This is a genomic window from Larkinella humicola, assembly GCF_008727875.1.
Classification (GTDB): Bacteria; Bacteroidota; Bacteroidia; order Cytophagales; family Spirosomataceae; genus Larkinella; species Larkinella humicola.
Genome location: NZ_VTWS01000002.1, coordinates 157,368 through 181,646 on the forward strand (window position 1 = coordinate 157,368; position 24,279 = coordinate 181,646).

19 protein-coding genes are annotated in these 24,279 nt (G+C 51.7%); 6 read left to right on the forward strand and 13 right to left on the reverse strand.

The genetic code is table 11. The annotated features are described in order from the left end of the window. The first annotated feature begins 45 nt into the window (after nucleotides 1-45). Nucleotides 46-1,293: a sulfite oxidase gene (locus tag F0P93_RS08725; RefSeq protein ID WP_150876003.1), complete on the forward strand. Its 1,248-nt coding sequence runs from the start codon at nucleotides 46-48 to the stop codon at nucleotides 1,291-1,293. Between the two features lie 110 nt (nucleotides 1,294-1,403). Here the strand turns inward: F0P93_RS08725 and rodA are convergent, their stop codons facing one another. The 5 genes from rodA to F0P93_RS08750 form a co-directional block, all read right to left on the reverse strand. Next, on the reverse strand, nucleotides 1,404-2,633 hold the full coding sequence (gene rodA, locus F0P93_RS08730) for a rod shape-determining protein RodA (RefSeq protein ID WP_150876004.1): 1,230 nt from the start codon (nucleotides 2,631-2,633) through the stop codon (nucleotides 1,404-1,406). A gap of 96 nt (nucleotides 2,634-2,729) precedes the next feature. Beyond that, complete coding sequence (gene mrdA, locus F0P93_RS08735) at nucleotides 2,730-4,706, reverse strand: penicillin-binding protein 2 (protein ID WP_150876005.1); 1,977 nt, start codon at nucleotides 4,704-4,706, stop codon at nucleotides 2,730-2,732. Between the two features lie 360 nt (nucleotides 4,707-5,066). Further along, on the reverse strand, nucleotides 5,067-6,095 hold the full coding sequence (locus tag F0P93_RS08740; RefSeq protein ID WP_150876006.1) for an SMP-30/gluconolactonase/LRE family protein: 1,029 nt from the start codon (nucleotides 6,093-6,095) through the stop codon (nucleotides 5,067-5,069). A 141-nt stretch (nucleotides 6,096-6,236) separates the two neighbouring features. Next, nucleotides 6,237-6,977 (reverse strand): LytR/AlgR family response regulator transcription factor, encoded by a 741-nt coding sequence (locus F0P93_RS08745; protein WP_150876007.1) that lies wholly within the window; start codon nucleotides 6,975-6,977, stop codon nucleotides 6,237-6,239. Nucleotides 6,978-6,979: 2 nt separating this feature from the next. Continuing rightward, nucleotides 6,980-8,215 carry a histidine kinase gene (locus F0P93_RS08750; protein WP_225309416.1) on the reverse strand — a complete coding sequence of 412 codons (1,236 nt, stop codon included), beginning with the start codon at nucleotides 8,213-8,215 and terminating at the stop codon, nucleotides 6,980-6,982. A 591-nt stretch (nucleotides 8,216-8,806) separates the two neighbouring features. Here F0P93_RS08750 and F0P93_RS08755 point away from each other — a divergent pair. Both F0P93_RS08755 and F0P93_RS08760 read left to right on the forward strand, forming a co-directional pair. Then, nucleotides 8,807-9,562: a helix-turn-helix domain-containing protein gene (locus F0P93_RS08755; protein WP_225309417.1), complete on the forward strand. Its 756-nt coding sequence runs from the start codon at nucleotides 8,807-8,809 to the stop codon at nucleotides 9,560-9,562. 29 nt (nucleotides 9,563-9,591) lie between these two features. Beyond that, entirely contained in the window at nucleotides 9,592-10,887 is a 1,296-nt protein-coding gene (locus F0P93_RS08760) for an amidohydrolase family protein (RefSeq protein ID WP_150876008.1), read from the forward strand. 109 nt (nucleotides 10,888-10,996) lie between these two features. Here the strand turns inward: F0P93_RS08760 and F0P93_RS08765 are convergent, their stop codons facing one another. Both F0P93_RS08765 and F0P93_RS08770 read right to left on the reverse strand, forming a co-directional pair. Further along, the gene (locus F0P93_RS08765; RefSeq protein WP_150876009.1) at nucleotides 10,997-11,953 is read right to left on the reverse strand and encodes a hypothetical protein; all 957 of its coding nucleotides are present in this window, start codon (nucleotides 11,951-11,953) and stop codon (nucleotides 10,997-10,999) included. A gap of 187 nt (nucleotides 11,954-12,140) precedes the next feature. Beyond that, nucleotides 12,141-12,839: a FadR/GntR family transcriptional regulator gene (locus F0P93_RS08770; RefSeq protein ID WP_114403897.1), complete on the reverse strand. Its 699-nt coding sequence runs from the start codon at nucleotides 12,837-12,839 to the stop codon at nucleotides 12,141-12,143. Nucleotides 12,840-13,049: 210 nt separating this feature from the next. Here F0P93_RS08770 and F0P93_RS08775 point away from each other — a divergent pair, with 210 nt between their 5' ends. Both F0P93_RS08775 and F0P93_RS08780 read left to right on the forward strand, forming a co-directional pair. Next, a complete protein-coding gene (locus F0P93_RS08775) occupies nucleotides 13,050-14,486 on the forward strand; it encodes a DUF1800 domain-containing protein (RefSeq protein WP_150876010.1) in 1,437 nt (478 codons plus the stop codon). 109 nt (nucleotides 14,487-14,595) lie between these two features. Next, the gene (locus F0P93_RS08780) at nucleotides 14,596-15,819 is read left to right on the forward strand and encodes a DUF1501 domain-containing protein (protein WP_150876011.1); all 1,224 of its coding nucleotides are present in this window, start codon (nucleotides 14,596-14,598) and stop codon (nucleotides 15,817-15,819) included. A gap of 69 nt (nucleotides 15,820-15,888) precedes the next feature. On the opposite strand, the gene F0P93_RS08785 is transcribed toward F0P93_RS08780, so the two are convergent. Further along, a complete protein-coding gene (locus F0P93_RS08785) occupies nucleotides 15,889-17,415 on the reverse strand; it encodes an aldehyde dehydrogenase (NADP(+)) (RefSeq protein WP_150876012.1) in 1,527 nt (508 codons plus the stop codon). A gap of 4 nt (nucleotides 17,416-17,419) precedes the next feature. Further along, nucleotides 17,420-18,274, reverse strand: coding sequence for a fumarylacetoacetate hydrolase family protein (locus tag F0P93_RS08790; RefSeq protein ID WP_150876013.1), 855 nt, complete (start codon nucleotides 18,272-18,274; stop codon nucleotides 17,420-17,422). A gap of 184 nt (nucleotides 18,275-18,458) precedes the next feature. On the opposite strand from F0P93_RS08790, the gene recO reads away from it, so the two are divergent. Continuing rightward, the gene (gene recO / locus F0P93_RS08795) at nucleotides 18,459-19,151 is read left to right on the forward strand and encodes a DNA repair protein RecO (RefSeq protein WP_150876014.1); all 693 of its coding nucleotides are present in this window, start codon (nucleotides 18,459-18,461) and stop codon (nucleotides 19,149-19,151) included. 109 nt (nucleotides 19,152-19,260) lie between these two features. Here recO and lptB read toward each other — a convergent pair whose 3' ends face one another. The 4 genes from lptB to F0P93_RS08815 form a co-directional block, all read right to left on the reverse strand. Beyond that, on the reverse strand, nucleotides 19,261-19,992 hold the full coding sequence (lptB, locus tag F0P93_RS08800; protein WP_138989576.1) for an LPS export ABC transporter ATP-binding protein: 732 nt from the start codon (nucleotides 19,990-19,992) through the stop codon (nucleotides 19,261-19,263). A 48-nt stretch (nucleotides 19,993-20,040) separates the two neighbouring features. Next, entirely contained in the window at nucleotides 20,041-21,774 is a 1,734-nt protein-coding gene (gene recJ, locus F0P93_RS08805) for a single-stranded-DNA-specific exonuclease RecJ (protein ID WP_150876015.1), read from the reverse strand. Nucleotides 21,775-21,870: 96 nt separating this feature from the next. Continuing rightward, nucleotides 21,871-22,965, reverse strand: coding sequence for a T9SS type A sorting domain-containing protein (locus F0P93_RS08810; RefSeq protein ID WP_150876016.1), 1,095 nt, complete (start codon nucleotides 22,963-22,965; stop codon nucleotides 21,871-21,873). A 50-nt stretch (nucleotides 22,966-23,015) separates the two neighbouring features. Then, nucleotides 23,016-24,173 carry a T9SS type A sorting domain-containing protein gene (locus tag F0P93_RS08815; protein WP_150876017.1) on the reverse strand — a complete coding sequence of 386 codons (1,158 nt, stop codon included), beginning with the start codon at nucleotides 24,171-24,173 and terminating at the stop codon, nucleotides 23,016-23,018. Nucleotides 24,174-24,279 lie beyond the last annotated feature (106 nt).

Genomic DNA, 24,279 nt, shown 5'->3' on the forward strand with positions numbered 1-24,279 from the left:
TTTATTACTTTTGAGCTATTCAACCCAATCCTTTTACTTGCTTTCATGGATCGATCATCGCTCTTCAACCGTCGGGGTTTCCTCAAAAAAAGTACGCTGGCTACGATGGCCGGGATGCTGGGCACCAAAATCGCCTTCGCCGACCGCCTGCCAACCGGTTACCTCCCGCTTGCTTTTCAGGAACCGGGGCACGCTGAACCCAACCCGATGCTGATCAAAAACAAAGATCTGATCGTGCTGAACGATAAACCGTGGAATGTTGAACCTCCCGCCCATTTGCTCGACGATGCCGTTACGCCCGCCGATAAAATGTTCATCCGAAACAATGGATTGATTCCCGAGAGCATTGATGTAGCCAATTGGAAGCTTACCATCAACGGCGAATCCGTAAAAGCCGCCAAAACCTATTCCCTCAGCGATTTAAAGAAGAAGTTTAAAACCTATTCCTACCAATTGGTGCTCGAATGCGCCGGGAATGGGCGGTCGGGCTACGCACCCCAAACCGCCGGAAACCAGTGGAGCGACGGTGCGGTGAGTTGTGCCGAGTGGACGGGCGTCCGGCTGAAAGACATTCTGGCGGATGTCGGTTTGAAAGACGATGCGGTTTACATCGGGTATTTCGGCAAAGATTTGCACATCAGCCAGGACGCCACCAAACCGGTTATTTCGCGGGGTGTTCCGATCAAAAAAGCGCTGGAAGACGAAACGCTGGTGGCCTGGGCCATGAATGGCAAGGACATTCCGCTGACGCACGGCCACCCGTTGCGGCTGGTGATTGGCGGCTGGCCGGCTTCGGTTTCGGGCAAGTGGCTGCACACCATCGCTGTTCGTAACAAGGTACACGATGGGGCGAAAATGACGGGAAAAAGCTACAAAGTACCGATCAATCCGGTTCAGCCGGGTGTCGATCCGCCGGAGGATCAGTTCAGGATCATCGAATCCATGCCGGTCAAATCCCTCATCACGTTTCCAAAAACCGGGGCGATGGTGGATCTGGGTCAGTCGATCAGCCTGCGTGGCCACGCCTGGGCGGGCGACCGGGCGGTGAAAACCATGCAGGTTTCCTTCGATTTCGGCAGTACGTGGCAATCCTGCAAACTCCAGAGCCCCAAAAACCGGCTGGCCTGGCAGCAGTGGACGGCAGAGCTAAAACTTCCGCAAAAAGGCTACTATGAAATCTGGGCGCGAGCCGTCGACGATGCGGGGGTTTCGCAGCCGATGGTGATGCCGCAATGGAATCCGGAAGGCTACTGCAACAATGCCTGCCATCGGATTGCGGTGAAGGTCGTTTAGAAAAGCAATTTCAAATAATAAATGAGTAATGTTAAAGGTAAAAGTGGGTTGCGCTTAGCTACTTTTACCTTTAGCATTCATCATTTTACATTGGGAATTACCTTGTTCCTTTACCGCGTAAACATTCCTACCCGGCGGGAATCCAGTTTCAGGAAAATAAACAGCAGAATCGAAAACGACCAGAGTGACGAACCGCCGTAACTGAAAAACGGCAGCGGAATGCCGATGACCGGCATCAGGCCAATTGTCATCCCGATGTTGATCATCAGGTGAAAAAAGAGAATACCGGCCACCGAATACCCATACACCCGGGCGAAACGCGTTCGTTGTTTTTCGGCCAGGATTACAATCCGGCACAATAGAAAAACAAACATACTTAAAACAACTGCACTGCCGATAAAGCCGTGTTCCTCGCCAATGGTGCAGAAAATAAAATCCGTACTCTGTGCGGGTACAAAGTCCAGTTTGGTTTGGGTTCCTTCCAGAAACCCTTTTCCCTGTAATCGGCCGGAACCAATGGCGATCTTGGCCTGCGTCACGTTCCAGCCCACGCCCAGCGGATCGGCCGCCGGGTTAACCAATACTTTGATCCGGTTTTGCTGGTGTTTTTGCAATACACTGTTCACAAAGAAATCGACACCGGCCACAATCGCAATCATCGATACCGCCGTGATGCCGATGACCATCACATTCTGAACCGAACGCTGGTAGCGGGGAGTCAGGAAAAAAACCAGCAAACCGAGGGCCAGAATGCTCCCAAACAAAATGAGTTTCGGTACGATCAGCGTCAGAATAAACAGGGCCACGATCACAATGGCGATCAGCGGGTAAAATCCCGGCAGCCCTTCCCGGTAGAGCATGATGATGAAGGAGGCAAACACCAGCATCGAGCCGGTTTCGTTCGACGCAATGATGAGCAAGGCCGGCAAGGCAATGATGCCTGCACACGAGAGCTGGTCTTTCAGTTTGGTCAGGTTGACGTTTGGATAGTCGATATATCGCGCCAGGGCCAACGCCGTGCCCAGTTTGGAAAACTCGGCGGGCTGAATGGAAAAAGCCCCCAGTTTAAACCACGACCGCGAACCGTTGACATTGGATCCCGCTACCAACACCAGTAACAACAACAGGATCGTAATGCCGTAGATGACAAAAGCAAACGTATCCCAAAACCGGTAGTTGATCACCAGAATGGCAATAATGAGCAATACCGTTGTGCCAATCCACATCAATTGTTTCCCCGCTTCCGTGGACATATCGAACAGGTTCGTCTGGGTTTCGGGGCTGTAGACAGCCGCATACACGTTCAGCCAGCCCATCAACACACAGGCGATGTACAGCATGAGTGTTACCCAATCGATGTTTTGCGTAATTTGTGGTTCTCTCGAAACCAAAGGAATGATGACCGGGTCGCCGGTCTGCTTATAGACGATGAATACTTAATTTCCGTTGGTTGTCACCGGCCGGGAAGCCAGCGATTGGGTTTCCGGCTGGGCAGGTGCCACCGGTCGGGCAGGAACCGTTTTCACGATCAATGGTTTGGCCGTACTGTCTTTCGGCGGTTCGACAAACTTTTTGGGTGCCGGTTTTTTGGGTGGCGTAATCGCAGGAAGGTAATTGGATTCCTTCACTTTCTTGTCCAGCGCGTGGTTATCAACGCGCCGTTTGATGTATTTTTCGATCACGAGCGAAGCCACCGACGCTGCAGCTATCCCGCCCCAACCCGCGTTTTCGACAAAAACCGCAATGGCAATTTTGGGATTTTCGCGGGGCGCAAAGGCGACAAAGATGGAATGGTCTTTGCCTTTCTTGTTTTGGGAAGTACCGGTTTTTCCACATATCGTAATGCCTGGAATAACGGCCGCCATCGTGGTTGTTCCGTGTTCGACCGCCCCCTGCATGCCTTCTGCCACCACCTCAAAATGCTGGGGATCAATTCCAACCTCGTGTTTTTCCAAGTATTTCGAATCGATGCCTTTGCCCGGTTCGCCAATTCCGCTCACGATGTGGGGCGTGTAAAACCAGCCCCGGTTGGCAATGATCGCGGCTACGTTAGCCATTTTCAACGGGCTGATCAACAACTCACCTTCGCCAATGCTGAGGGAATATACTGTCGAAAATTTCCAGTGTTTTTCACCGTAAAGTTTGTCATACAAATCAGCATCGGGCAAGCTTCCCTTCAACTCACTCGGCAAATCGATGCCGAGTCGGCTCCCGATCCCAAACTTCGAGACCATATCGTGCCAATGGTGCAAGCCCATCGCCGACGCTTTGAAGGTATTGCGCTCGGCGTTGTTGTAGAGCAGCCGTCGGAAAACGTGGTAGAAGTAGGGATTGCAGGAATATTGAACGGCCCCGGAAAGATTCAACCGACCGGACCGGTTGCAGTGGCACTTCATCGGCGAACCCGCGTGGCTGAAAATCGAACCAGGCGACACCGCGCCATCCTGCAGAGCCACCAGCGCCTGAATCAGTTTAAACGTCGATCCGGGCCGGTAGCTCGCCATAACCGGGCGATTGATCAGCGGTTTGTACGGATTTTTTGCCAGCTTGGAATAACTCTTGGAGAAAAACCGGCTCGACAAGGCATTGGGGTCGTAGGTTGGGGCCGACACCATGCACAATACCTGGCCGGTCGATGGTTCGATGGCGACAACACTGCCCACTTTGTTCTGCATCAGCGTATCGGCATACTGCTGAATTTCGACATCGATCCCGGTATGCAAGTTTTTGCCCGCAATGGCCAGCGAGTCGAACGCGCCGTTTTTCCAGGAGCCTTTCACCACACCGTGGACGTTCTGCATCACGAATTTGATGCCCCGCTGCCCCCGCAAAATGGATTCGTACTGTTCTTCCAGGCCGCTGCGGCCGATGTAATCCCCCTGGCGGTAATACGGCGTTTCCTGTTCGTCAAGCTGTTTGCGGCTGACCTCACTGACGTAGCCCAGCGCATTCGCCATGGTGTGTGCCGGATACGTCCGCATCGAACTCGTAACGTGCTCGAAACCCCGGTAATCGACCAGCGCATCCTGAATCCGGGCAAAATCTTCTTTCGACAACTGCCGCAAAAACAACGACGGTTTTCGGTAGGAATGTGCCTTGGCAACCGCCATAATGCTGTCAAATTCGGTGCGCTCCAGGCTCAGCAGATGACAGAAGGCTGCGGTATCCGGAATTTGCACTTTTTGGGGTGTAACGTAGAGGTCGTACACCGGGGTGTTGTAGACCATGAATTTCCCGTTCCGGTCATAAATCTGACCGCGATACGGGATCTCGATGACCCGCTTTATGGAGTTACTCGACGATTCCAGTGAATAACTGTCATCCAGAATTTGCAGATAAAACAAACGCGACAGATAGACCAGCCCAACCAGACAGAAAACGCCGATGACAATGAATTTCCTGTTCTCAATCATACCCTTATAACCCAGAAATCCTCACTACACATTTCATTCCAACTTCAGTACAAATATAGCGAGATAAGGATTAGGAGTTAGAAATTATGCGTGAAGAATTATGCGTTGAACCGGTGTTATGAATTGGCATGGTCTTCTTCCACAAAGCCTGAAAGGCTGGCCTATGGCTAACCCCGGGTGCAACCCGGGGATCGGAGCCTGGCTTGGCCAGACCTACCGGATGATCTGACTGCCCCGGGGATCGGAGCCCTGACTTGTCCGGATGATCCGGCTGCCCCGGGTTGCACCCGGGGTTATCCATAGGCCAGCCCTTCGGGCTTTGCGGGAGAAACTCAAAAGTATTCCATACAGATGACGGTTTTAGAGGCCTTTGGTCAGGGTTTTGATCCGGATGAGGTACATGTCGGCGGTAATGTAGAGCGTCGAACCGTCGTTGCCGAAGGCGCAGTTGGCCGTGGCGACGCCGGTCCGAATCCGGCCCAGCAGCTTGCCGGGACCGTCGGCCCGCTCGGGCGCAACGACGAGGATGCCGCCCGGCCCGCTCGACCATACATTGCCGGCTTTATCGACTTTAAGACCGTCGGGCAAACCCGGCAGTTTTTGTTTTATTCCTTCACTGGCATCGTAAAAAATCCGCCCTTTGCCCACCATTCCGTCGGCCTGAACGGGATAGGCCATGATATACGGTTTTTCCGGATCCGACTGGGCAATGTACATCGTTTTTTCGTCGGGCGAAAAGGCAATTCCGTTCGGGCGGGTGAGGTCGCTGATGAGCAAGGTCACTTTGCCGTCGGGTTCCACCCGGTAGACGCCGAAAACGTCCAGTTCCCGCGCTTTGGTATCTTTTTCCCGGTTCGGCAAACCGTAGGGAGGGTCGGTAAAATAAACACTGCCGTTCGAATGCGGAGCCACATCATTGGGGCTGTTGAAGCGTTTGCCCTTGTAATGGTCCGCCAGCGTTTTCTTGCCGCCCGACGCGCCCCCCAGCACCAGCGCCGAGACGCGCCGGTCGCCGTGTTCTGCCGAAATCAGCCTTCCCTTGCCGTCCAGCGCCAGACCGTTGCTACCGGGTTCGTCGCTGTAGTGGCCAACGCCGGTGTAGCCCGACGGTTTGATATACGGCACACAACCGTCTTTCTCCGTCCATTTGTAAACCGTATTTTGCGGCACATCCGAGAACAGCAGATAACCGCCCTCCTCCCTGACCCAGACCGGCCCTTCGGACCAGACGAAACCGGAAGCCAGCACTTCCATTGGGGCGTCTTTCGCAATCAGCGCATCCAGTTTGGGGTCGAGCCGCTCGATGGAACCGATGGTGGGATAAGGCGTCTGGGCGAAAGCGACACCGGCAAGCCCGGTCAGCAGGACCGACAACATACTTCGTTTCATGATTTTCGGTAAGGCGTTAGGATTCAGGAGCAAATTACAAAAATATCCGGTTTCGGCCAGACGACGTCTGTAGGCCATCCGAAACCGGAATAAACGCTGTAGCCCGTATTTCAACGGGGCGACGTAAACCGAAAACCGTCTTTAAATCTTTTCCAGCAAGTTCAGAAACTCCTGTTTCTTGTTCCGCGACACCGGGATGTTCTTGTTGTTTTCCATGATCACCTCGCCCCCATCGCCCCGGATGTAACGCTGAACGTAACGCAGGTTGATGAGGTAGCCGTGGTGTACGCGGCAGAAACCCTTGGTTTCCAGCACATCCTCCACTTCTTTCAACGTCTTGGAAATCAGAACGATTTTGCCATTGGTCAGGAAAAACCGGGTGTAACCACCGTCTGATTCGCAGTAGTAAATCTCCTCACTGTTGATGATTTGCAGCCCTTCGAGGGTGGGCAACGCGATGCGGTCACCGGTTTTCTGGCGGTGGAGGTAGTCGACAAAACTCTCGACTTTGGCCGGGGTTCGGGTCAGCCGCTCCTGCTGGGCCTTCTGAACGGCCTTCACCAGTTCATCTTTATCGATGGGCTTCAGGATGTAATCCAGCGCGTTGTGCCGGATGGCCTTGATGGCGTATTCGTTGTAGGCCGTTGTAAAAATAACGTCGAACGCATTGAAACGGCAGGCTTCGAGCATGTCGAATCCGCTCATGCCGGGCATTTCGATGTCCAGAAAAACCAGATCCGGGTGGTGCATTTCAACGGCCTGATAGCCTTCGGTTCCATCCACGCAGGACGCCAGCAGTTGTACTTGCGGGCAAAACCGCTGGAGCAACAGGGCAAGTACATCCCGGCAATGTTTTTCGTCATCGACAATAATGGCTGTCATGGTTATTTGAGTTTCATGGTAAACGTAACGCAGGTTCCGGCCGACGCCCCTGCCGAATCGACCAGGTCGGCCACATCGATCCGGGCATCGACGCCGTAAATTTCATTGACAATCTGCAACCGTTCTTCCGCAATCCGGCTGCCGTGAGCCTTGTGGGCCATCAACCCGTTGACCTGCGACCGTTGCGACGCTTCGCGGCCAATGCCGTTGTCGGCGATGCAGATCACCAGAAAACCGGCTACCTGCTGGCAATCGATCTGCAAAAACGGTTTTTCGGTTTTCTGCTGCAACAACCCGTGCCGGATCGCATTTTCGACATACGGCTGCAACAGCAAAGGCGGTACATGAACAGTGTCCTGGCTAATGGCGGGATTGATCACCAGCGAAAAGTCAAAGGTATTGTCACTCCGCAATTGTTCCAGTTCGATATACGTCTGCAACGCCCTCAATTCACTGCGCAACGACACCCACTCGGTTTGGGTGTTGTCGATCATCTGCCGCATCAGCCTCGAAAACTTGGTCAGATACAGCGAGGCTTCGTCCACCTCGTTTTGCAGAATAAATTTATTGATGGCGTTCAGGCTGTTGAACACAAAGTGCGGATTCATCTGCATCCGCAGGGCCAGCAGCTTGGTTTCCGCAATCCGTTTGTTGTTTTCCAGCAATTGCCGCTCGGTTTGCTGGTAGGCCTGTTCGATCTGCACACGCCGAATTTTCTGGGCACACAGCCGGGCAATGCTCGTCAGAATGTGCAGATGCCGGGGCTGAAAAAAGTTCTTTTCGGGATGTTCGGCGTCGATGACACCGATCACTTTTCCTTCCAGCAGAATGGGTACGGTAATTTCGGAATACCGCACGTCGTCGTCCCGGATGTAGCGGGGGTCGTGCGAGGTGTCGCCGATGATTTCGGCTTTTCCCGTCAGCACCACCGAACCCACGATTCCTTGCCCGATGGGTATTTCAATGGGCTGGAGGATTTCGTACGACCGGGGATTTTTGGGTCCGTGGGCAGCTTTCTGCACCAGCACGTTCCGTTTCTCATCCAGCAGATAAACCACGCAGTCGACGAAGTTAAGCCGGGCGATGCAGTTTTTCGCAACGTCCCACAGCACCTCCTCGACGGTCGTTTGATCAATGAGTGAAATCGCAAAAAAATTGATGGCCCGTTCCGTTTCGAGCTCTTCTTCTAACGTCTTTCTATCGTGATCCGCCGTTTTATGTTTCTCATGTTTTGACACATTTAGTCTGGTTGATGTCCTTAAAGCTATAGTGAATTCGTTAATCGAAAGTAGAGTTAATTGCGCTCTTTTGAAAGAACGGATGAATAACTGGTCGTTTCCGGCCCATAACTTGTCGAAAAACTCCGGTAAGTCGTTCCCGGTTCTTATCCAGCGGCACAAAAAAACGCCCGGCCAGAGCCGGGCGTTTTAAACACTACTAAATACACACTACTTATTATCAATTACATAGATCCTCTTTTCGGATTTCGACCGGCCGTAAACGCATGGCTTGAATGGCCTTCCCAAAAGTAGCGGTGCTGCTCACCACCCACCAACCAAAATGAACAACGGGGGCCTTCGAATTGACAGTTGCCGGTTTTGAATCGGTAAGTAGCCCGTCTTACCGGTTTCATTTGGCGGACAAACTGGCGTTCGGGCTGGGCAATACCCCGAAGTTCGTCCGAGACTGCTTGGCAAACGACTTCCCCGAACACAACTTCGATCCGGGAAATGCGTTGATTTTCCGGGCGACCTGCGTTTTTTTAGTATTTTTCGGTAGAATAACGAACGGTCATCCCTCCCCACTTACCCTGGCGACTTGACACGCCCATGCCGACAATGACAGGAATTGACTACCAGGAAATCAAACCGGATGCCCCGCTTTCTGATTTCATTGATAGCTTTTGGATGCTGTCCAATCATTCTGATCAGGAAAAACCGGTGATCATTGTGCCGGATGGCCGAATTGACCTCTTTTTCTCTTTTCAGGAACCATATGAACTCACTCTGCTGGGACTGGGAAGCGAGCCTTCGCCCACGAGCCTGACTCCGGGAAGCCGCTTGTTTGCCGTTAGTTTCAAATTACTCGCTATTGACTACCTTTTTGATCGAAAATTTCCCACGCTGGTCGATTCCGCGTACCATTTACCGCCGGATTATTTCGGCATTACAACCCGCGACTTCCAGGCCTTCGATCACTTTTGTGATGTTCTTAGCAACCATTTTATCAGTCAGCTACCCGCCACGATAGACCCCCGAAAGCAAAACCTCTTTGCGCTCTTGTATGCTTCTGGTGGCACAATTCCGATTCAGGCGATTTCTGACACCGTGAACTGGAGTAGCCGACAAATAAACCGGTATTTCAACCAGCGATTCGGCATCTCCCTCAAGGCGTACTGCACGATTCTGCGGTTCAGGGCTTCTTTCCGGCAACTCAAAGAAGGCAAGCTTTTTCCCGAACAGGACTTTACGGATCAGTCCCATTTTATTAAAAATGTCAGAAAGTTCGCCGGAGTGACACCACGGGAACTGAGCAAAAACGAAAACGACCGATTTATACAATTTTCAACCCTGCCGAAGAAATAATTTTGCATCATTAATTTAACAATAACAAAATGATACAGAATAGTAAAACGGCCATTGTCAACACCAATGTATTTGACGGCAATGAAGTATTAGGGCAAAAAACCGTAGTATTTAAAAATGGCAAAATCATCAGTATTTCAAAAGAAGTGCCTTCTGACGCAGAAATTATTGATGGAAACGGATGCACATTATTGCCCGGCTTAATTGATGCCCACGTTCACACTTCAGAAGACTCACTAAAAGAAGCGATACGATTTGGTATAACCACCGAACTGGAAATGCAAGGTGGAATGACAAAAAAAGGTCGTGAATTACAACTCAAAAATAAAAGTATGATCGCTGATGTTCGCTCATCGGGTATGGCTTTGACTGCTCCCGGAGGACATCCCGATGAATTAATTCCTAAAGAAGATGGCATACCAGGCTTTATCTTGAAAAAGATGGAGAAAATGACGGAAGAAGAGAAAAAGGAGTTTATAGCTGCCTTCGCGGAAAGGGAAAACGAAGACGGGAATAAACCGGATGTTACAACCATAACCGGTGCGGTGCAGTTTGTGCAACAACAAATGGAAAATGGAGCAGATTACTTCAAAATAATGATTGAAGAAGGTACGGTAATGAATGCACCAGGTTTGCCGATGATAAAAACTGAAGTTTTAAAAGCAGCGGTTAACGAAGCTCACAAATTAGGCAAAATAGCCATAGCACATGTATTGACAGCAGAAGCTGCAAAAACAGCAATTGAAGTGGGTGTAGATGGTTTAGCCCATTTATTTATCGACCGACCAGACTGGACACCTGAGCTAATTAAGTCCATTGCTGATAAAGGTATTTTTGTGACGCCTTGTTTGGTATTAAATTCATCCATTATCGGCAAATCAGCTTGCCATATAGCCCATGATGAACGGGTAGAAAGCAAATTAAATGAAGATTGGAAAATGACAATGTGCTCTTGTTTCAATACTTTTCCATCAGGTAAAATGGAAGATAATTTCAATAATGTAAAAGACTTGCATGAAGCAGGCGTGGATATACTTGTTGGCACAGATGTATCAGTACCAATGGCCCATTTGGGTGGTCTGGCGCATGGTGTAAGTGTTCATCACGAAATGCAGTTATTAGTTGAAGCAGGCTTAACTCCAATTGAAGCTTTAAAGTCCGCAACATCAGTAATTGCAAGAAGATTTAGCTTGACTGACAGAGGACGCATTGCCGAAGGGTTGAGAGCTGATTTGGTATTGGTAAAAGGAAATCCAACAGAAAACATTTCGGACACATTATCAATTGTAGGAATTTGGAAAGAAGGAATCAGGATAAATAGCTAAGGGACATAAAGACTGATCAGTTTTCCAATCAAAACCGGTTCCTGAGCGTTTAGGTCGACAGCGAAATCGCTGTCGACCTAAACGCTCAGGAACCGGCCTCATCCGCCCTTTACTGCACAATCCGGGGAAACGTAACCGTGTACTCAAAAGGCGTGGAAAGGATCAATTGAGCGTTCAACAGGGTATACGTATCCTGCTTTGTAACATACCCGTCGCCATTGATCGCGTACTGATAATAAATATTGCTTAACAGACTATACGGGGCAAAGGCTTCCTGTTTTTTGCCCCGCGCCAGGTGTTTACTGTATTTGCCAAAAACCGTCACGTACGGATCGACCTGCAATTCCTCGGGGTTGAATGCATTCCGGTCATTCAGAATGGGGTCGCCAAAAGCCGTGTATTCAAACGTAGATTCACGGATTTTTACATTCTGGGCATTGTACTCCGTCGCCTTTGTTAAATCACCGGCAGCATTGTAGGCAAAGTCGATGCGTTTATTCGGATAATACGTGCCCTGAAAGTTACTCAAATCCATCCTCGCCAATTGGCCTTTGTCATTGTACGTGTAGAGGTGTTCTGTCTTGATAACTTCATCCCCCTGTTTGTAGTGCATATACTTCTCGGTGCTAACCAGATAACACTGGTCCGGGTAATTTTTGTAATAGGCCCCGGCGGGAGGAGTGGGTTCATACGTTTGCCCCCCGGCAGCCTGTGCTCTGTGGATATAATAGGTTGTTGCTACATCCAGCTTGTTGTCGTTATACTCCTTGGTAAACACCCGCCGGAACTCTCCTTCCTCGTAGGTATAGTCGATGTAATGGCCGGGGCTGAAGGTAACTTTCTTTACCTTTCCATCCGCAGTATAAGCCAGCGTTTTGGTGCCGTGTTTTACCAAGGTGTATTTTTTGGACGCCACCACCAGAATTTCGTCGTCAAGGCCAACGGTTTGCGGAAGTTCGGTTGCGGGTTGAATGGGAGAAACCGGCGTTTCGCGCTCGCAGGATACCAACCCGGTCAACGCTGAAAAACAAAGAAAAAAGGTAAGTAGACTGATCGGTCGGTTCATTCTGATTGGTTGTGTTGGTTGGTGTGTGACTGATTGAACTCAACAAAGGTAGAACCACCCGATTCAGGCTTTCAACGGTAACTCGCAGCGGGTAGTGAACGAGCCATACCGGGCCACGCAATCCGGATAACGGGCTTGGAAGCAACCGGTTTAAACGCCGGAAAACGGGCCTTCAGCCCGCAATTTTTCAAGAGAGCAGCACAAAATGCGGTTCCAGGTGCTTCAGCATCCCACTGGCAAATTCGGCTGGCGTCCCGGTTTTCAGGATGTTAATCAGGTCCTGGTGCGTGACGGAACCAACGGCGTGAAACTGGTGGCTGGTTTCGTATTCGACTACGTATTCGAAAACCGGCATGAGCATCGTCTGAAACCGCTTGATGGTTTCATTCCCGGCCATTTCATACAAGGTGGAGTGAAATGCGATTTCGCACTCGACCTTTTCCGGTATGGAACTCACCTGACTTTCCCGCTTCACCACCTCCTGAAGTTTCTGAATGCCCTCTTCCGTTTTCCGGGCAAACAGCAAAGCTGCCTGGCCTACTTCCAGCACCAGCCGGAACTCAAAAATCTGCTTTCGGGTGTCGGCTCCCAGCATGTGCGGCTGCATCATGCGCTCCAGACCGCTCAGGATGTCGGGCTGAGCCAGGATCATCCCCCTCCGTTTTTTGGTTTCAATGATGCCCAGCATCCGAAACCGGCTTAGAGCCTCGCGAACCACATTCCGGCTGACACCCAGCGCTTCGGCGAGTTCAATTTCCTTCGGAATCGCGTCGCCGGGCTTGAAGGCTTTGTTGGCTATGTATTCACGAAGCCGCAGTTCAACCTGATCCGCCATGGAGGTTGAAATAATGGGCAACATCCCCAGCGAAGATTCTACTTTTTCCATTTTTTACGCACGTGTTGGTGTGCCTTTTGAAAAACTAAGGTATTATAAAAAAAGATATGTAGTACATTCCAACAAGCTCGGGCGATCAGAAACTTTTACTATCTTCCCATAAAACCGCAATCAGCGGGTATGCTCTTTTGGTTTGTAACTAAAACAGCTAAACACTAAACTTCCGGTCGTTTGATTTGTCCAAACCCGAAATAGGGATTTATGAAGGAGCGAGTCAACAAGCAACATCTCTTCTGGCGGGCGGGTTTTGGTGCCACTCCGGCTCAACTGCGGGAAGCCGATCGCCAGCCGCTGCGGAAAGTAGTGAGCCAGTTGTTCACCAACAGCCGAGCATTTACACCCCTGCTGGTGGTAAGCGATGACCAGCCCGACAAAAAGGAGCTGAAAAACCGGTTCAAAGAAGGCCAGCTCAATCGGGAAATGCTGAAAGACCGCATCCGCGAAAACCGGGAAGCCATCCGCGATCTGAATGTGCTGTGGGTGGAACAAATGGCCTCGGGCCGGGGTGCGTTGCGAGAAAAAATGGCGCTGTTCTGGCACGGTCATTTTGCCTGCCGCAACCAGAATAACGTCCGAATGGTGCAGCAGTATACGAACCTCATTCGCGAGCAGGCGCTGGGCAATTTCGGCGATTTGCTGATGGCGGTTTCAAAATCCCCGGCCATGCTGCAATTCCTGAACAACCAGCAAAATCGCAAGAACGCACCCAACGAAAATTTTGCCCGCGAGGTGATGGAATTGTTTACGCTGGGTCGCGCCAACTATACCGAACACGACATCAAAGAAGCGGCCCGGGCGTTCACCGGCTGGGGGTTCAACCCACAGGGTGAGTTTGTTTTTCGCCGGAATGTTCACGACGAGGGCGAAAAAACCGTGTTCGGAAAAACCGGAAATTTCCAGGGCGACGACATCATCAAACTCCTGCTGGAACGAAAAGAAACCGCCACTTTCGTGACCACCAAACTTTATCGGTTTCTGGTTACCGATGAAATCGCCACGGATTCGGCAGATCAGCAACGGATCAGTCAACTGGCCGACCAGTTTTACCGGAGCGGCTACGACACAGCCGGTTTGCTGGAGACGATTTTCACGAGCGACTGGTTTTATGAGCCGAAACACATCGGGGGGCGCATCAAGTCCCCGGTGGAATTGCTGGCCGGAATGCAGCACAGTCTGGGAATCCATTTTGAACAAAAACAGCCGATTTTATACGTTCAGCGTACGTTGGGGCAGGTTTTGCTTTACCCGCCGAACGTGGCGGGCTGGCCGGGCGGACGCAACTGGATCGACAGTTCGAGCCTGCTGTTCCGGATGAAACTCCCCGATCTGGTACTGAAAGCCGGTGAAGTGACAATCAAACCCAAAGACGATGGTGACGTGAATACGGCCCTGCTCGCCCGAAAAGTAAACCGCCTGTTTGCTGCTTCCATCGACTGGCCGACCTTCGAAAAAGCCTTCCAGAAAGGCAACGGGGAACACGTGCTGGACGAACTGGCTTTGTATTTTTTGCCGCAACCCCTGAGTCCTTCGCAGCGGACTTTACTCCTGACAAAAGTAAAAAAAGAAGCCCCCCGCAGCGAACAAATCCGAACCCTAACAACCCTGCTGCTCTCCTTACCTGACTATCAATTGTGTTGAATGACTACAAATGGTTGGATGGTTAAATGGTTAAAAATTGCTTCCAACCCAGCCAGCCAACCATTTTTAACCATCCAACCCATTCAACCATTAAAAAACCATCCAACCCATGCACCGTCGGAAATTTTTCAAACAGTCGGCCTTTGCCACAGTAGGAACCATGCTGATTCCCAGCTTCCTGAAAGCGTACGAAAGCAAGCATCTGGGATTGAACCAGCCTGTGGGCAAAACGCTGGTGATCGTTCAGTTGTCGGGCGGCAACGATGGGTTGAATACCGTCGTACCTTTCCGCAATGACATTTATTACCGCGAACGGCCAACGATTGCTATCGCGCCGGAAAAAGTGTTGAAACTGAACGACGAAATCGGTTTCAATCCGGCACTCGAAGCATTGAAAGGTCTTTACGATGACGGTTTGGTAACGGTGGTCAACAACGTCGGCTATCCGAACCCCGACCGTTCCCACTTTCGCTCGATGGACATCTGGCAAACCGCCAGCGATTCGGATAAATACCTGACAACGGGCTGGTTAGGACGCTATCTGGATGCCAACTGCCAGGGGAACGATTGCATCGCGCACCGGGCGATCGAGGTGGATGATACGCTGAGTCTGGCTCTGAAAGGCCAGGATCTGAACGGTTTGGCATTGCTCGACCCGAAGAAACTATACAACCAGACCCGCAGCGGTTTGGTAGCCGAGCTTTCCAACATAAAGCCCGCTGCGGAGGTAGTAGCCTCGCACCCGAACGTTTCGTATTTGTATAAAACCCTGGCCGAGACCGCTTCGTCGGCTGAAGTTATTTACGACAAGTCGAAAGTTACCCACACGAAAACCGTTTACCCAGCAAGCGAGTTGGGCAACCGGCTAAAAACCGTCTCGGAACTGATTACGTCGGGCGTCAACACGAACGTCTATTACATTTCCATTTCGGGATTTGATACGCACATCAATCAGCCGGGGCAGCAGGAACGGCTGTTGCGTCAGTATGCCGAAGCCGTAGCGGCTTTTACCAAAGACCTGAAAACCAACGGAAAGCTAAACGACGTGCTGTTGATGACCTTCTCGGAATTTGGTCGCCGGGTGAAGCAGAACGCCAGCAACGGCACCGACCACGGCACGGCCAACAACCTGTTTCTGATTGGCGGAGGACTCATCCCGGGCCGGGTTTTCAACGAAGCACCGAACCTGACGAATCTGGATGAAGGGGATTTGAAATATACCGTCGATTTCCGGAACATCTACGCAACCTTGCTCCGCGACTGGCTGAAAGTCGATGATCAGGCGGTTTTGGGGCGGCAGTTTGAGACATTGAAAGTTGTTTCGCAGAGTTAAGCGGAGGACATCAGAGGTACGCAGAGTTTTTTTCTCTGATGTCCTCCGCTTAACTCTGCGAAACAACTTTTATTTTTTCCACTCTCCATCCACCAACCGAAAGATCGCCAGCGGGTTATCGGCTTTCAGTGCATCAGGCAATAACGCATCCGGGAAGTTCTGGTAACAAACCGGACGTGCAAACCGCCGGATCGCGTTCGTACCCACCGAGGTCGAGCGAACGTCGGTGGTGGCGGGATAAGGGCCGCCGTGGTTCATGGCGTGGCTCACTTCTACCCCGGTCGGAAAACCGTTGATCAGCAAACGTCCCACTTTCTGCTCCAGAATTTCCAGTAAATCAGCGTATTCCAGCAATTCTTCGGGCGTTCCGTAGACCGTTGCCGTCAGGTGGCCTTCCAGCCCCTGCGCTACAGCCAGCATTTCTTCTTTTGTATCCGCCGTCACCAGCAGGCTGCTGGGGCCAAATACCTCTTCCGTTAGTTCCGGATTCTCCAGCAACACATCGGCGGTTGTTGATAGAAGCGTCGGCTGGGCAGCCGCAAAACCATCGACTACGGTTTCGGATTTACTGGCGATGAGAACCCGCGAAAACGAGTTCAGCTTTTCGATGCCGGCCGTATATGCCTGATAAATTCCTTTCGTCAGCATCGGCGTCGGCTGCGTCTGCGACATCGCCAACCGGGCCTGACTCACAAAGGCATCTCCCCCATCCGATTGTTTGACAATGGCCAAACCGGGATTGGTACAGAACTGCCCGACCCCCAGCGTAACCGAATCGACGTAGGCTTTTGCCAGATCCAAACCTTTCTGTTTCAGAATGGCGGGCAGGAAAAATACCGGATTCGTACTGCCCATTTCGGAATAAACCGGAATGGGTTCCGGACGGCGGACGGCGGCATCATAAATCGCTTTTCCACCCCGAAACGAACCCGTAAACCCAATGGCTTTGATCTGCGGGTGCAACACAATGGCCATTCCCACGTCGATACCCGTACCCTGAACCATCTGAAAAACGCCTTCCGGCAATCCGCTGGCTTCTACCGCTTTCCGAATGGCCTGACCCACCAGTTCCGAGGTGCCGGGGTGTGCCGGATGGGCCTTCACAACCACCGGACAACCGGACGCCAGGGCCGAGGTGGTGTCGCCACCCGCCACCGAAAACGCCAGCGGAAAGTTGCTCGCGCCAAAAATACCGACCGGTCCGAGCGGGATCAGCATCTGCCGCAAGTCGGGCCGGGGCAGCGGTTGACGGTCGGGCAGGGCGGTATCGATGCGGGCATCCACCCACGAGCCTTCGCGGAGATACTGCGCAAACAACCGCAACTGGCCGGTGGTCCGACCGCGTTCGCCCGTCAGGCGGGGCAGCGGCAGGGCGGTTTCAAGATTGGCGCGTTCGAGCAGTTCCGGCCCCAGGGCCATGATTTCGTCGGCAATGCGTTCCAGAAACTGCGCTTTGGCTTCGCCGGAGAGTTTGCGATAAACCGGGAACGCTGCGGCTGCTAATTGGCAGGCCTGGTCAACTTCCTGACTCGTGGATTCACTGAAGGCCCCGTCTAGTGCTTCGCCGGTGGCCGGATTAATGGCTTGAAAAGTCATGCTGCTAATTTTGTACCGTATTTACTAACGTACCGATTCCTTCAATGGTAATGTGGACTTCGTCACCCACCGCCAGCGTAAAATCATCGCCGGGAACAATGCCGGTGCCAGTCATTAAATAACACCCGTGCGGAAAAGTAGTTTCACGAAACAGGAACGAAACCAGTTCCGTGTGCTGGCGTTTCATGCGGTTGATGGCAATACTTTCGTCAAAAACCGCCTTTCCGTCGCGCCGGATTTCGATTTTGATCATGGTTTCGGGCGAAATTGGAGCCTCCGGAACGTAGAGACACGGTCCGATGGCAGCCGCGCCGTCGTAGGTTTTGGCCTGGGGCAGATACAGCGGATTTTCGCCCTCGATGCTCCGCGAACTCATGTCGTTGCCAACCGTGTAGCCCACGATTTTCCCGTTCGAAGTGATGAAAAGCGTCAGTTCCGGCTCCGGCACGTTCCAGGTTGAGTCTTTCCGAATGCGAACCGCATCGCCCGACCCAACCGCTCGCGCGGCTGTTGATTTGAAGAATAATTCGGGCCGCTCGGCATCGTAAACCCGTTCGTAAAAATCACCGCCCCCGGCATCTTTCGACTCTTCCATGCGGGCATTGCGGCTTTTGAGGTAGGTTACGCCCGACGCCCAGATTTCCTGCTGGTTGATCGGCGGTAACAATTGGGTTTCGGTCCAGACACGGTATTCGTCGGAAGCGGTCGTGGAAGGGATCTCCTGCTGAAGAAATTGGAACAGGTCGTCCTGGTTAACGAGGTAATCCCAGTCGTCGCTCGGCGCGCGGTGAAAGCGGGATGGTCCGTCGGTGCGGTTATCTTCAACTACGATGCCCTGGCGGGTGCGGTATAGTTTCATGAAGGATCAAGGAATTGAGTGTTGACTTAAAGACCGCAAAAATGGACATTTTTACGGAGGATTTTAAGAAATTTCGAATGGAAAATCGCGCAAAAGGCATTAATTTAGGATGGAATTAGCAGCGCTCAACCGGTCCTTCTCTCCTTCCACACCCAGTACCGGCTGAGAACTTTTTACTGAAAAAATGCTCCACAAAACCCGAGGCATCGTTCTGAGTTATTTTCGCTACCGCGAAACGTCGATTATTGTCCGCATCTACACGGAGGAATTTGGGTTACATAGCTACCTCGTCAACGGAGTACGGTCGGCCAAGAGCAAAACCAACCGGATCGCATTTTTTCAGCCCTTGACCTTGCTGGATATGGTGGTTTATTACAAACCCGGCAAAGATTTGCACCGGCTTTCGGAGGTGAAGGTCAATTTCCCGTTTCAGCACATTCCGTTCGACATTGCCAAATCCAGTATGGCGTTGTTTGTTAGCGAAATGTTGACCAAAACGCTGAAAGAAGAAGCCAGCAACCCGGCTTTGTATTATTTTTTAGTGGACAGTATTCTGTACCTGGAAGAAGCGGAAGCCGACTACGAGAATTTTCACCTTTCTTTTTTGCTGAAACTAGCTTTTTTTCTGGGGTTTGGCCCGGCCAGTGCCCGTGAGTTTGAAGGCCAGTTGCAGGAACAGAAATACCCGTTTTTGCCCGACGAAGCGGCCGAAAAAGCCCTGAATCACTTCCTGCGCCAGCCACTGGCCACGCCTATTAAAATCTCCCGGTCAACCCGCGCCGAGTTACTAGACGCCCTGGTGGCGTTTTACCAGATTCACATCGACGGTTTGGGAGAAATCAAGTCTCTGTCGGTGCTGCGGGAGGTGCTGAGTTAAAAAATAGATGTTTCGCGGAGTTGAGCGGAGAAAAAAAGAGTTTAGCAGAGTTAGTATTTCCTCTGTGTAACTCTGCTCTTCTCCGCTTAACTCCGCGAAACAACCCTTTTCAAATCTTCCGTTTCAACTCGAAATTCTGCCCCAGATACACCCTTCGAACCTGCTCATCGTTCGCCAGATCCTCGGCCGTTCCCTGTTTCAGGATTTTCCCTTCGAACAGCAGATACGCCCGGTCGGTGATCGAGAGCGTCTCGTTGACGTTGTGGTCGGTGATCAGAATGCCGATGTTCCGGTGTTTGAGTTGGGCGACAATACTCTGAATATCCTCAACGGCAATGGGATCCACCCCGGCGAACGGTTCGTCCAGCAGAATAAATTTGGGATCAACCGCCAGACTTCGGGCGATTTCGGTGCGCCGACGTTCACCGCCCGACAATACTTTCCCCTTGTTTTTGCGAACGTGCGTCAGGCTGAATTCTTCCAGCAACTGCTCCACTTTGTCTTTTTGCGCCTGCCGCGACAGATCGGTCATTTCCAGCACGGCCAGCACGTTTTCTTCGACCGTTAAATCCCGGAAAATCGAGGCTTCCTGCGCCAGATAGCCGATTCCCAGCCGGGCACGCTTGTACATCGGCAGGTTCGTGATATCCTGATCGTCCAGGTACACTTTGCCGCTATTCGGCTTGATCAAACCCACCGCCATGTAAAAGGAGGTGGTTTTCCCCGCACCGTTGGGGCCGAGCAACCCAACGATTTCGCCCTGTTCGACCTGGTAGGTAACGCGGTCGTTGACCAGCCGGGAGCCGTATTTTTTAACTAAATTTTCGGTTCGAAGAATCATGGTTTTCGTGCTCCGCTTGTCGCCGGTTTTCCCAACGACTGATGTTGTCTATTGCTCAACGCCCACGGTCGCCTTAATATCTTTCAAATATAACTGCAACGATTTGTTCCCGTTATAATTATTCTCTTCAATCTGGTAACAAATGGAAAAGGGCTGGTCGCGCCGGAGAAACAGGGCGTGGTGGGCCATGTTAAAGCCGATGGCCGTAAACCGCTGGTACGAACCGGCTTGCTGCACGGTCATTTTCAGGTGTTTTTCCTTCATGATATACGGTTCTCCCACCAGAAACACCTCGCTGGTTGAAAAAACCGGGGCCATATTTTGCGGCCCAAAGGGCGACATTTGTTTCAGAACGTTGTAGAATTTCTGGTCGATGGCGTCAAAATCAAGCGGTAGATCGATTTCAATCATCGGAACCAGTTGCTCCGCCTGAATGCGCCGGGTCACGACTTCCTCGAACTTCTGCTGAAACGCTTTGATGTTCTCCAGCTTGAGCGTCAAACCGGCCGCAAAGGTGTGACCGCCAAATTGTTCGAGCAGATCGGAACATTCCTCAATGGCTTCGTAGACATCGAATCCCGGCACCGACCGCGCCGAACCAGCCGCCCGGTTGTGCGATTCCGTCAAAATAATGGTGGGCCGGTGGTATTTTTCAATGCAGCGCGATGCCACGATGCCAATCACGCCTTTGTGCCAGGTGTTGTTAAAAAGCACGGTACTTTTCGCGTTCAGCAGCCATTCGTCGCCCTGAATCATGGCCAGCGCCTGTTCGGTAATGCTGGAGTCATATTGCCGGCGGCTGTTGTTGTGTTCATTAATGGCAAACGCGAAGTCGGTGGCTTCTTCCTCGGTTTCGGCCAGCAACAACTGGACGGCGGCTTTGGCGTGCTTGATCCGACCGGCGGCATTGATCCGGGGACCCAGTCCGAACACCACATTGGTAATGTCCAGTTCGGAGCTAAACCCGGCCACTTTGATGAGTGCCTGGAGGCCAAAACCGGGAGACGCATTCAGTTTTTTCAGCCCGTAATACGCCAGAACCCGGTTTTCGCCGACAATCGGCACAATGTCCGACGCGATGCTAATCGCCAGCAAGTCCAAATAGTCAAACAAGCGATCCAGCGGAATTCCCTTGAACAGACACAAGGCCTGCAGCAATTTGAAGCCGACGCCACAACCGGTCAGTTCTTTGTAGGGATACTCGCAATCGGAACGCTTGGGGTCGAGCACGGCTACGGCCCGGGGCAGTTCGGCGCCGGGGCGGTGGTGATCGCAGATGATAAACTCAATGTCTTTTTCCAGGGCTTCGTCCACCCGATCGACGGATTTGATGCCGCAATCGAGGCTGACAATCAGCGAAAAACCGTTTTCGGCCGCCCACTCAATGCCCTGCGACGAAATACCGTAGCCTTCTTTATACCGATCGGGAATGTAATAATCCAGATGAGGATATAGGGTTTTCATGAAGCCGTAGAACAACGCCACCGAGGTCGTTCCGTCCACGTCATAATCACCGTACACCAGAATCTTTTCCTCCCTCACCATCGCCATCTGCAACCGCTGAACCGCTTTGTCCATGTCCTTCATCAGAAAAGGGTCATGAAGATGCAGAAGTTCGGGGCGGAAATAGGTGCGGGCCTGGTCAAAAGTATGCACTCCCCGTTGGACCAGCAACATGGCCATAAACGGATTTACTTTCAGCTCGCGAGTCAAATTTTCAACCGCCAGTAACTCTTCCGGTGACTCCGGAACCGGTCGGTATAGCCAGCGTTTCTCACTCATTCTGCAAAGTAAAAAGAAAAGGGAGTACGGAAAACAAAAATCAGCAAGGTCGCCCAGACGGGGCCTGTTTTGTTACCGGTTTTCCCAACGACGGTTTTATCGAACCAGAACCCGAACGGTCCATTGCTGGTTCTGTTGTCCGGCACGAAGCAGATACAAACCCGGTTTTAACCCAACAGCCGGACGAACCCGCCAATCGGTTGCGGACAACTGAATCAACTGAAACGTAAGGAACTGGCCGGTGGTGGTTAGGAGCTGCAAACTGGCCGGATCGACGTTGGAAACGTTTAGCCGGATTTCGTCTCCGGACGTCGGATTATCGCAAACCACGAACAGCGCGTCGGAACGGCTGACAAATACCATTTTGGAGACCTGCGATGCCCCATCGCTGTCGACCTGCCGAAGCCGGTAGTAGCTCGTTCCGGCGAGGGGTTCGCCATCGGTAAACGTGTACAACCGCTTGCGGGCGGCATTACCAACCGCTGTTATCTGCCCGATTATACCAAATTCTTTGGCATCACCGCTGCGTTCAATTACAAAATGACTCGCTTCCCGCTCCCAGACGGTTTCCCACGTAAGCTGATTGCCCTTGCGCTCCGCCGTACCCCGAAAATAGGCTAATTCGACCGGTAGGGTGCCATTCGAGCTTACCGTAAAATCATCGATTCGGAAGGCCGTCGCACAGGATGCCCCGGCCGGGGGCGTATACCGGAAACGAAAGGTCAGACTAGCCTGGTTTTCGGCGGCAGCGGGCAACGTAAAAACCGATACTCCCCAGGTGGTCGTTGCCACACTCGAAACGTCGGAGGAGATGCTAGTCCAGTTTGTTCCCCCGTCCGTGCTGAATTCAAAAATGACCACCTGTGGTCCGAACGCGTTCGTTTTTCGGCGACCAAAACCGACCATGAGGTTCGTCTGCCCCACGGTGCTGATGGCTGGCGATGTGGCGGTGTGCTCGGTATTGCCTCCGCATTCGCCGAATGACAAGTTATTGCCACCCGAAGCCGCAATGGGTGTGGTATAACCGGAGCTTGCGGAGGTTGTCGTTACACTGATAGCAGTTGAATTGCTGGCGGTCCAACCGCCTAATCCGGATGTGAAATCCTGGGAATAAATAGTTTGTGCCGACACCGGTTTCGGCGCGAGGAAAATAACAATTGCCAGACTGATCAATCGTAAAAAATGTTGCATGGTGTGGTGTGTTAAACAGCGTGAGAAATCAATTGGCTTGTCCCGATTGGCTAGTGAACCAGCAGACGCACGGCTTTCAGGCCCGGTGCGTGCAGGATGTACACCCCGGTTTTCAGCGGTTTTTGAGGTAGTAGCCTAATTTGGCCCGTGGTCGGTTCTACCAGTCGAAAGGCTATCTTTTGGCCGGTCAGGTCAGTCAATTGCAAGGTGGCCGGATCGAGTTCGTTGCATTGCAAGCCAATAGAGTGACCGTCAGACGGATTGGGATAAACGGCAAGATCCGGCATGCGGTTGTCGTGCCGAACGGCGATGATTTTGGAATAGTGCGTCGAACCGTCTCTGTCGACCTGCTGCAAGCGGTAATAATTGGTCGTCTGGTGCGACTGATCATCCACAAAGGAGTAAAACTGTCGGCGGGTCGCATCACCGCTGGCCATCACCCGGCCAATCGGCGTAAAGTCAGATACGTTTAAACTATGTTCAACGGAGAAATAGCGGGCGTTTTGTTCCGAAGTGGTTTCCCACGTAAGCTGAACGACACTACCGATGGGTTTCGCCCGGAAATACGAAAGTTCAACCGGCAAGACAACGCCGGTCCAGTCCATGTCACCAATCGTGAAACCCTGCGGCCTGGGATCAGCACCTGCCATTGGCCCATTACCAAATACAATGGTGACGGTTTTAACTTTGGTAAGAAAACGGACCTTATTGACATCTACAGAAGGCGTAGGGGTATTGGCAAGGATTTCATTGCCATTAACAATATATCCCGTTCCGGCTGGGATGACTGGTGTGACGGAATTACCAAATTCATCAACAGCAATAATCGTTATTTTATCCTGATAGTAGCTCTGTGGATTAGTGAAATCAATTTTGTACTGAAGCGCGATCAGTGAAAATTCCAGACCGGTAACCGGATCGCCGAATGTAAAACTATAATTTTTGGTTTCACCTGGACTATTAAAATCCACGCTGGGTGTCGATAAACCCGTACCTGTCCGATTCGGTGAAGCATTAGAAAATTGCCCTGGACCACTTACACTAATATCTACATTCACTGCCGGTGTGCCAATGCCAATATAAGAATGAGAGGCAGCACCATCCGGGTAGAGGGGCGTCGCTGTATTAAAATCCAGATCCTGGGCAACAGCAGATGAAAAATTCAACAGAGCTAGAAGCCCGGCGAAAAGTAGAGAACCGTATTTCATAGCACACAGTGTTTAGCGGATCGAATCGCAACCTCTAATACACGTGAGACGTACGGTTTTGAAAAAAGTAATGACCTTTTTTTATAATAATTTCAAAATTGACAAA

Excerpts from the sequence above, each read along its gene's own strand:
- F0P93_RS08725 (WP_150876003.1), top strand. The coding sequence starts at position 46 with ATGGATCGATCATCGCTCTTCAACCGTCGGGGTTTCCTCAAAAAAAGT.
- F0P93_RS08755 (WP_225309417.1), top strand. The coding sequence starts at position 8,807 with ATGCCGACAATGACAGGAATTGACTACCAGGAAATCAAACCGGATGCC.
- F0P93_RS08775 (WP_150876010.1), top strand. The coding sequence starts at position 13,050 with ATGAAGGAGCGAGTCAACAAGCAACATCTCTTCTGGCGGGCGGGTTTT.
- F0P93_RS08790 (WP_150876013.1), bottom strand. The coding sequence starts at position 18,274 with ATGAAACTATACCGCACCCGCCAGGGCATCGTAGTTGAAGATAACCGC.
- rodA (WP_150876004.1), bottom strand. The coding sequence starts at position 2,633 with ATGCTGTACATCGCCTGTGTGTTGATGGGCTGGCTGAACGTGTATGCG.
- recO (WP_150876014.1), top strand. The coding sequence starts at position 18,459 with ATGCTCCACAAAACCCGAGGCATCGTTCTGAGTTATTTTCGCTACCGC.
- F0P93_RS08740 (WP_150876006.1), bottom strand. The coding sequence starts at position 6,095 with ATGAAACGAAGTATGTTGTCGGTCCTGCTGACCGGGCTTGCCGGTGTC.
- F0P93_RS08765 (WP_150876009.1), bottom strand. The coding sequence starts at position 11,953 with ATGAACCGACCGATCAGTCTACTTACCTTTTTTCTTTGTTTTTCAGCG.
- F0P93_RS08770 (WP_114403897.1), bottom strand. The coding sequence starts at position 12,839 with ATGGAAAAAGTAGAATCTTCGCTGGGGATGTTGCCCATTATTTCAACC.
- F0P93_RS08815 (WP_150876017.1), bottom strand. The coding sequence starts at position 24,173 with ATGAAATACGGTTCTCTACTTTTCGCCGGGCTTCTAGCTCTGTTGAAT.
- F0P93_RS08785 (WP_150876012.1), bottom strand. The coding sequence starts at position 17,415 with ATGACTTTTCAAGCCATTAATCCGGCCACCGGCGAAGCACTAGACGGG.
- lptB (WP_138989576.1), bottom strand. The coding sequence starts at position 19,992 with ATGATTCTTCGAACCGAAAATTTAGTTAAAAAATACGGCTCCCGGCTG.
- mrdA (WP_150876005.1), bottom strand. The coding sequence starts at position 4,706 with ATGATTGAGAACAGGAAATTCATTGTCATCGGCGTTTTCTGTCTGGTT.
- recJ (WP_150876015.1), bottom strand. The coding sequence starts at position 21,774 with ATGAGTGAGAAACGCTGGCTATACCGACCGGTTCCGGAGTCACCGGAA.
- F0P93_RS08745 (WP_150876007.1), bottom strand. The coding sequence starts at position 6,977 with ATGACAGCCATTATTGTCGATGACGAAAAACATTGCCGGGATGTACTT.
- F0P93_RS08780 (WP_150876011.1), top strand. The coding sequence starts at position 14,596 with ATGCACCGTCGGAAATTTTTCAAACAGTCGGCCTTTGCCACAGTAGGA.
- F0P93_RS08760 (WP_150876008.1), top strand. The coding sequence starts at position 9,592 with ATGATACAGAATAGTAAAACGGCCATTGTCAACACCAATGTATTTGAC.
- F0P93_RS08810 (WP_150876016.1), bottom strand. The coding sequence starts at position 22,965 with ATGCAACATTTTTTACGATTGATCAGTCTGGCAATTGTTATTTTCCTC.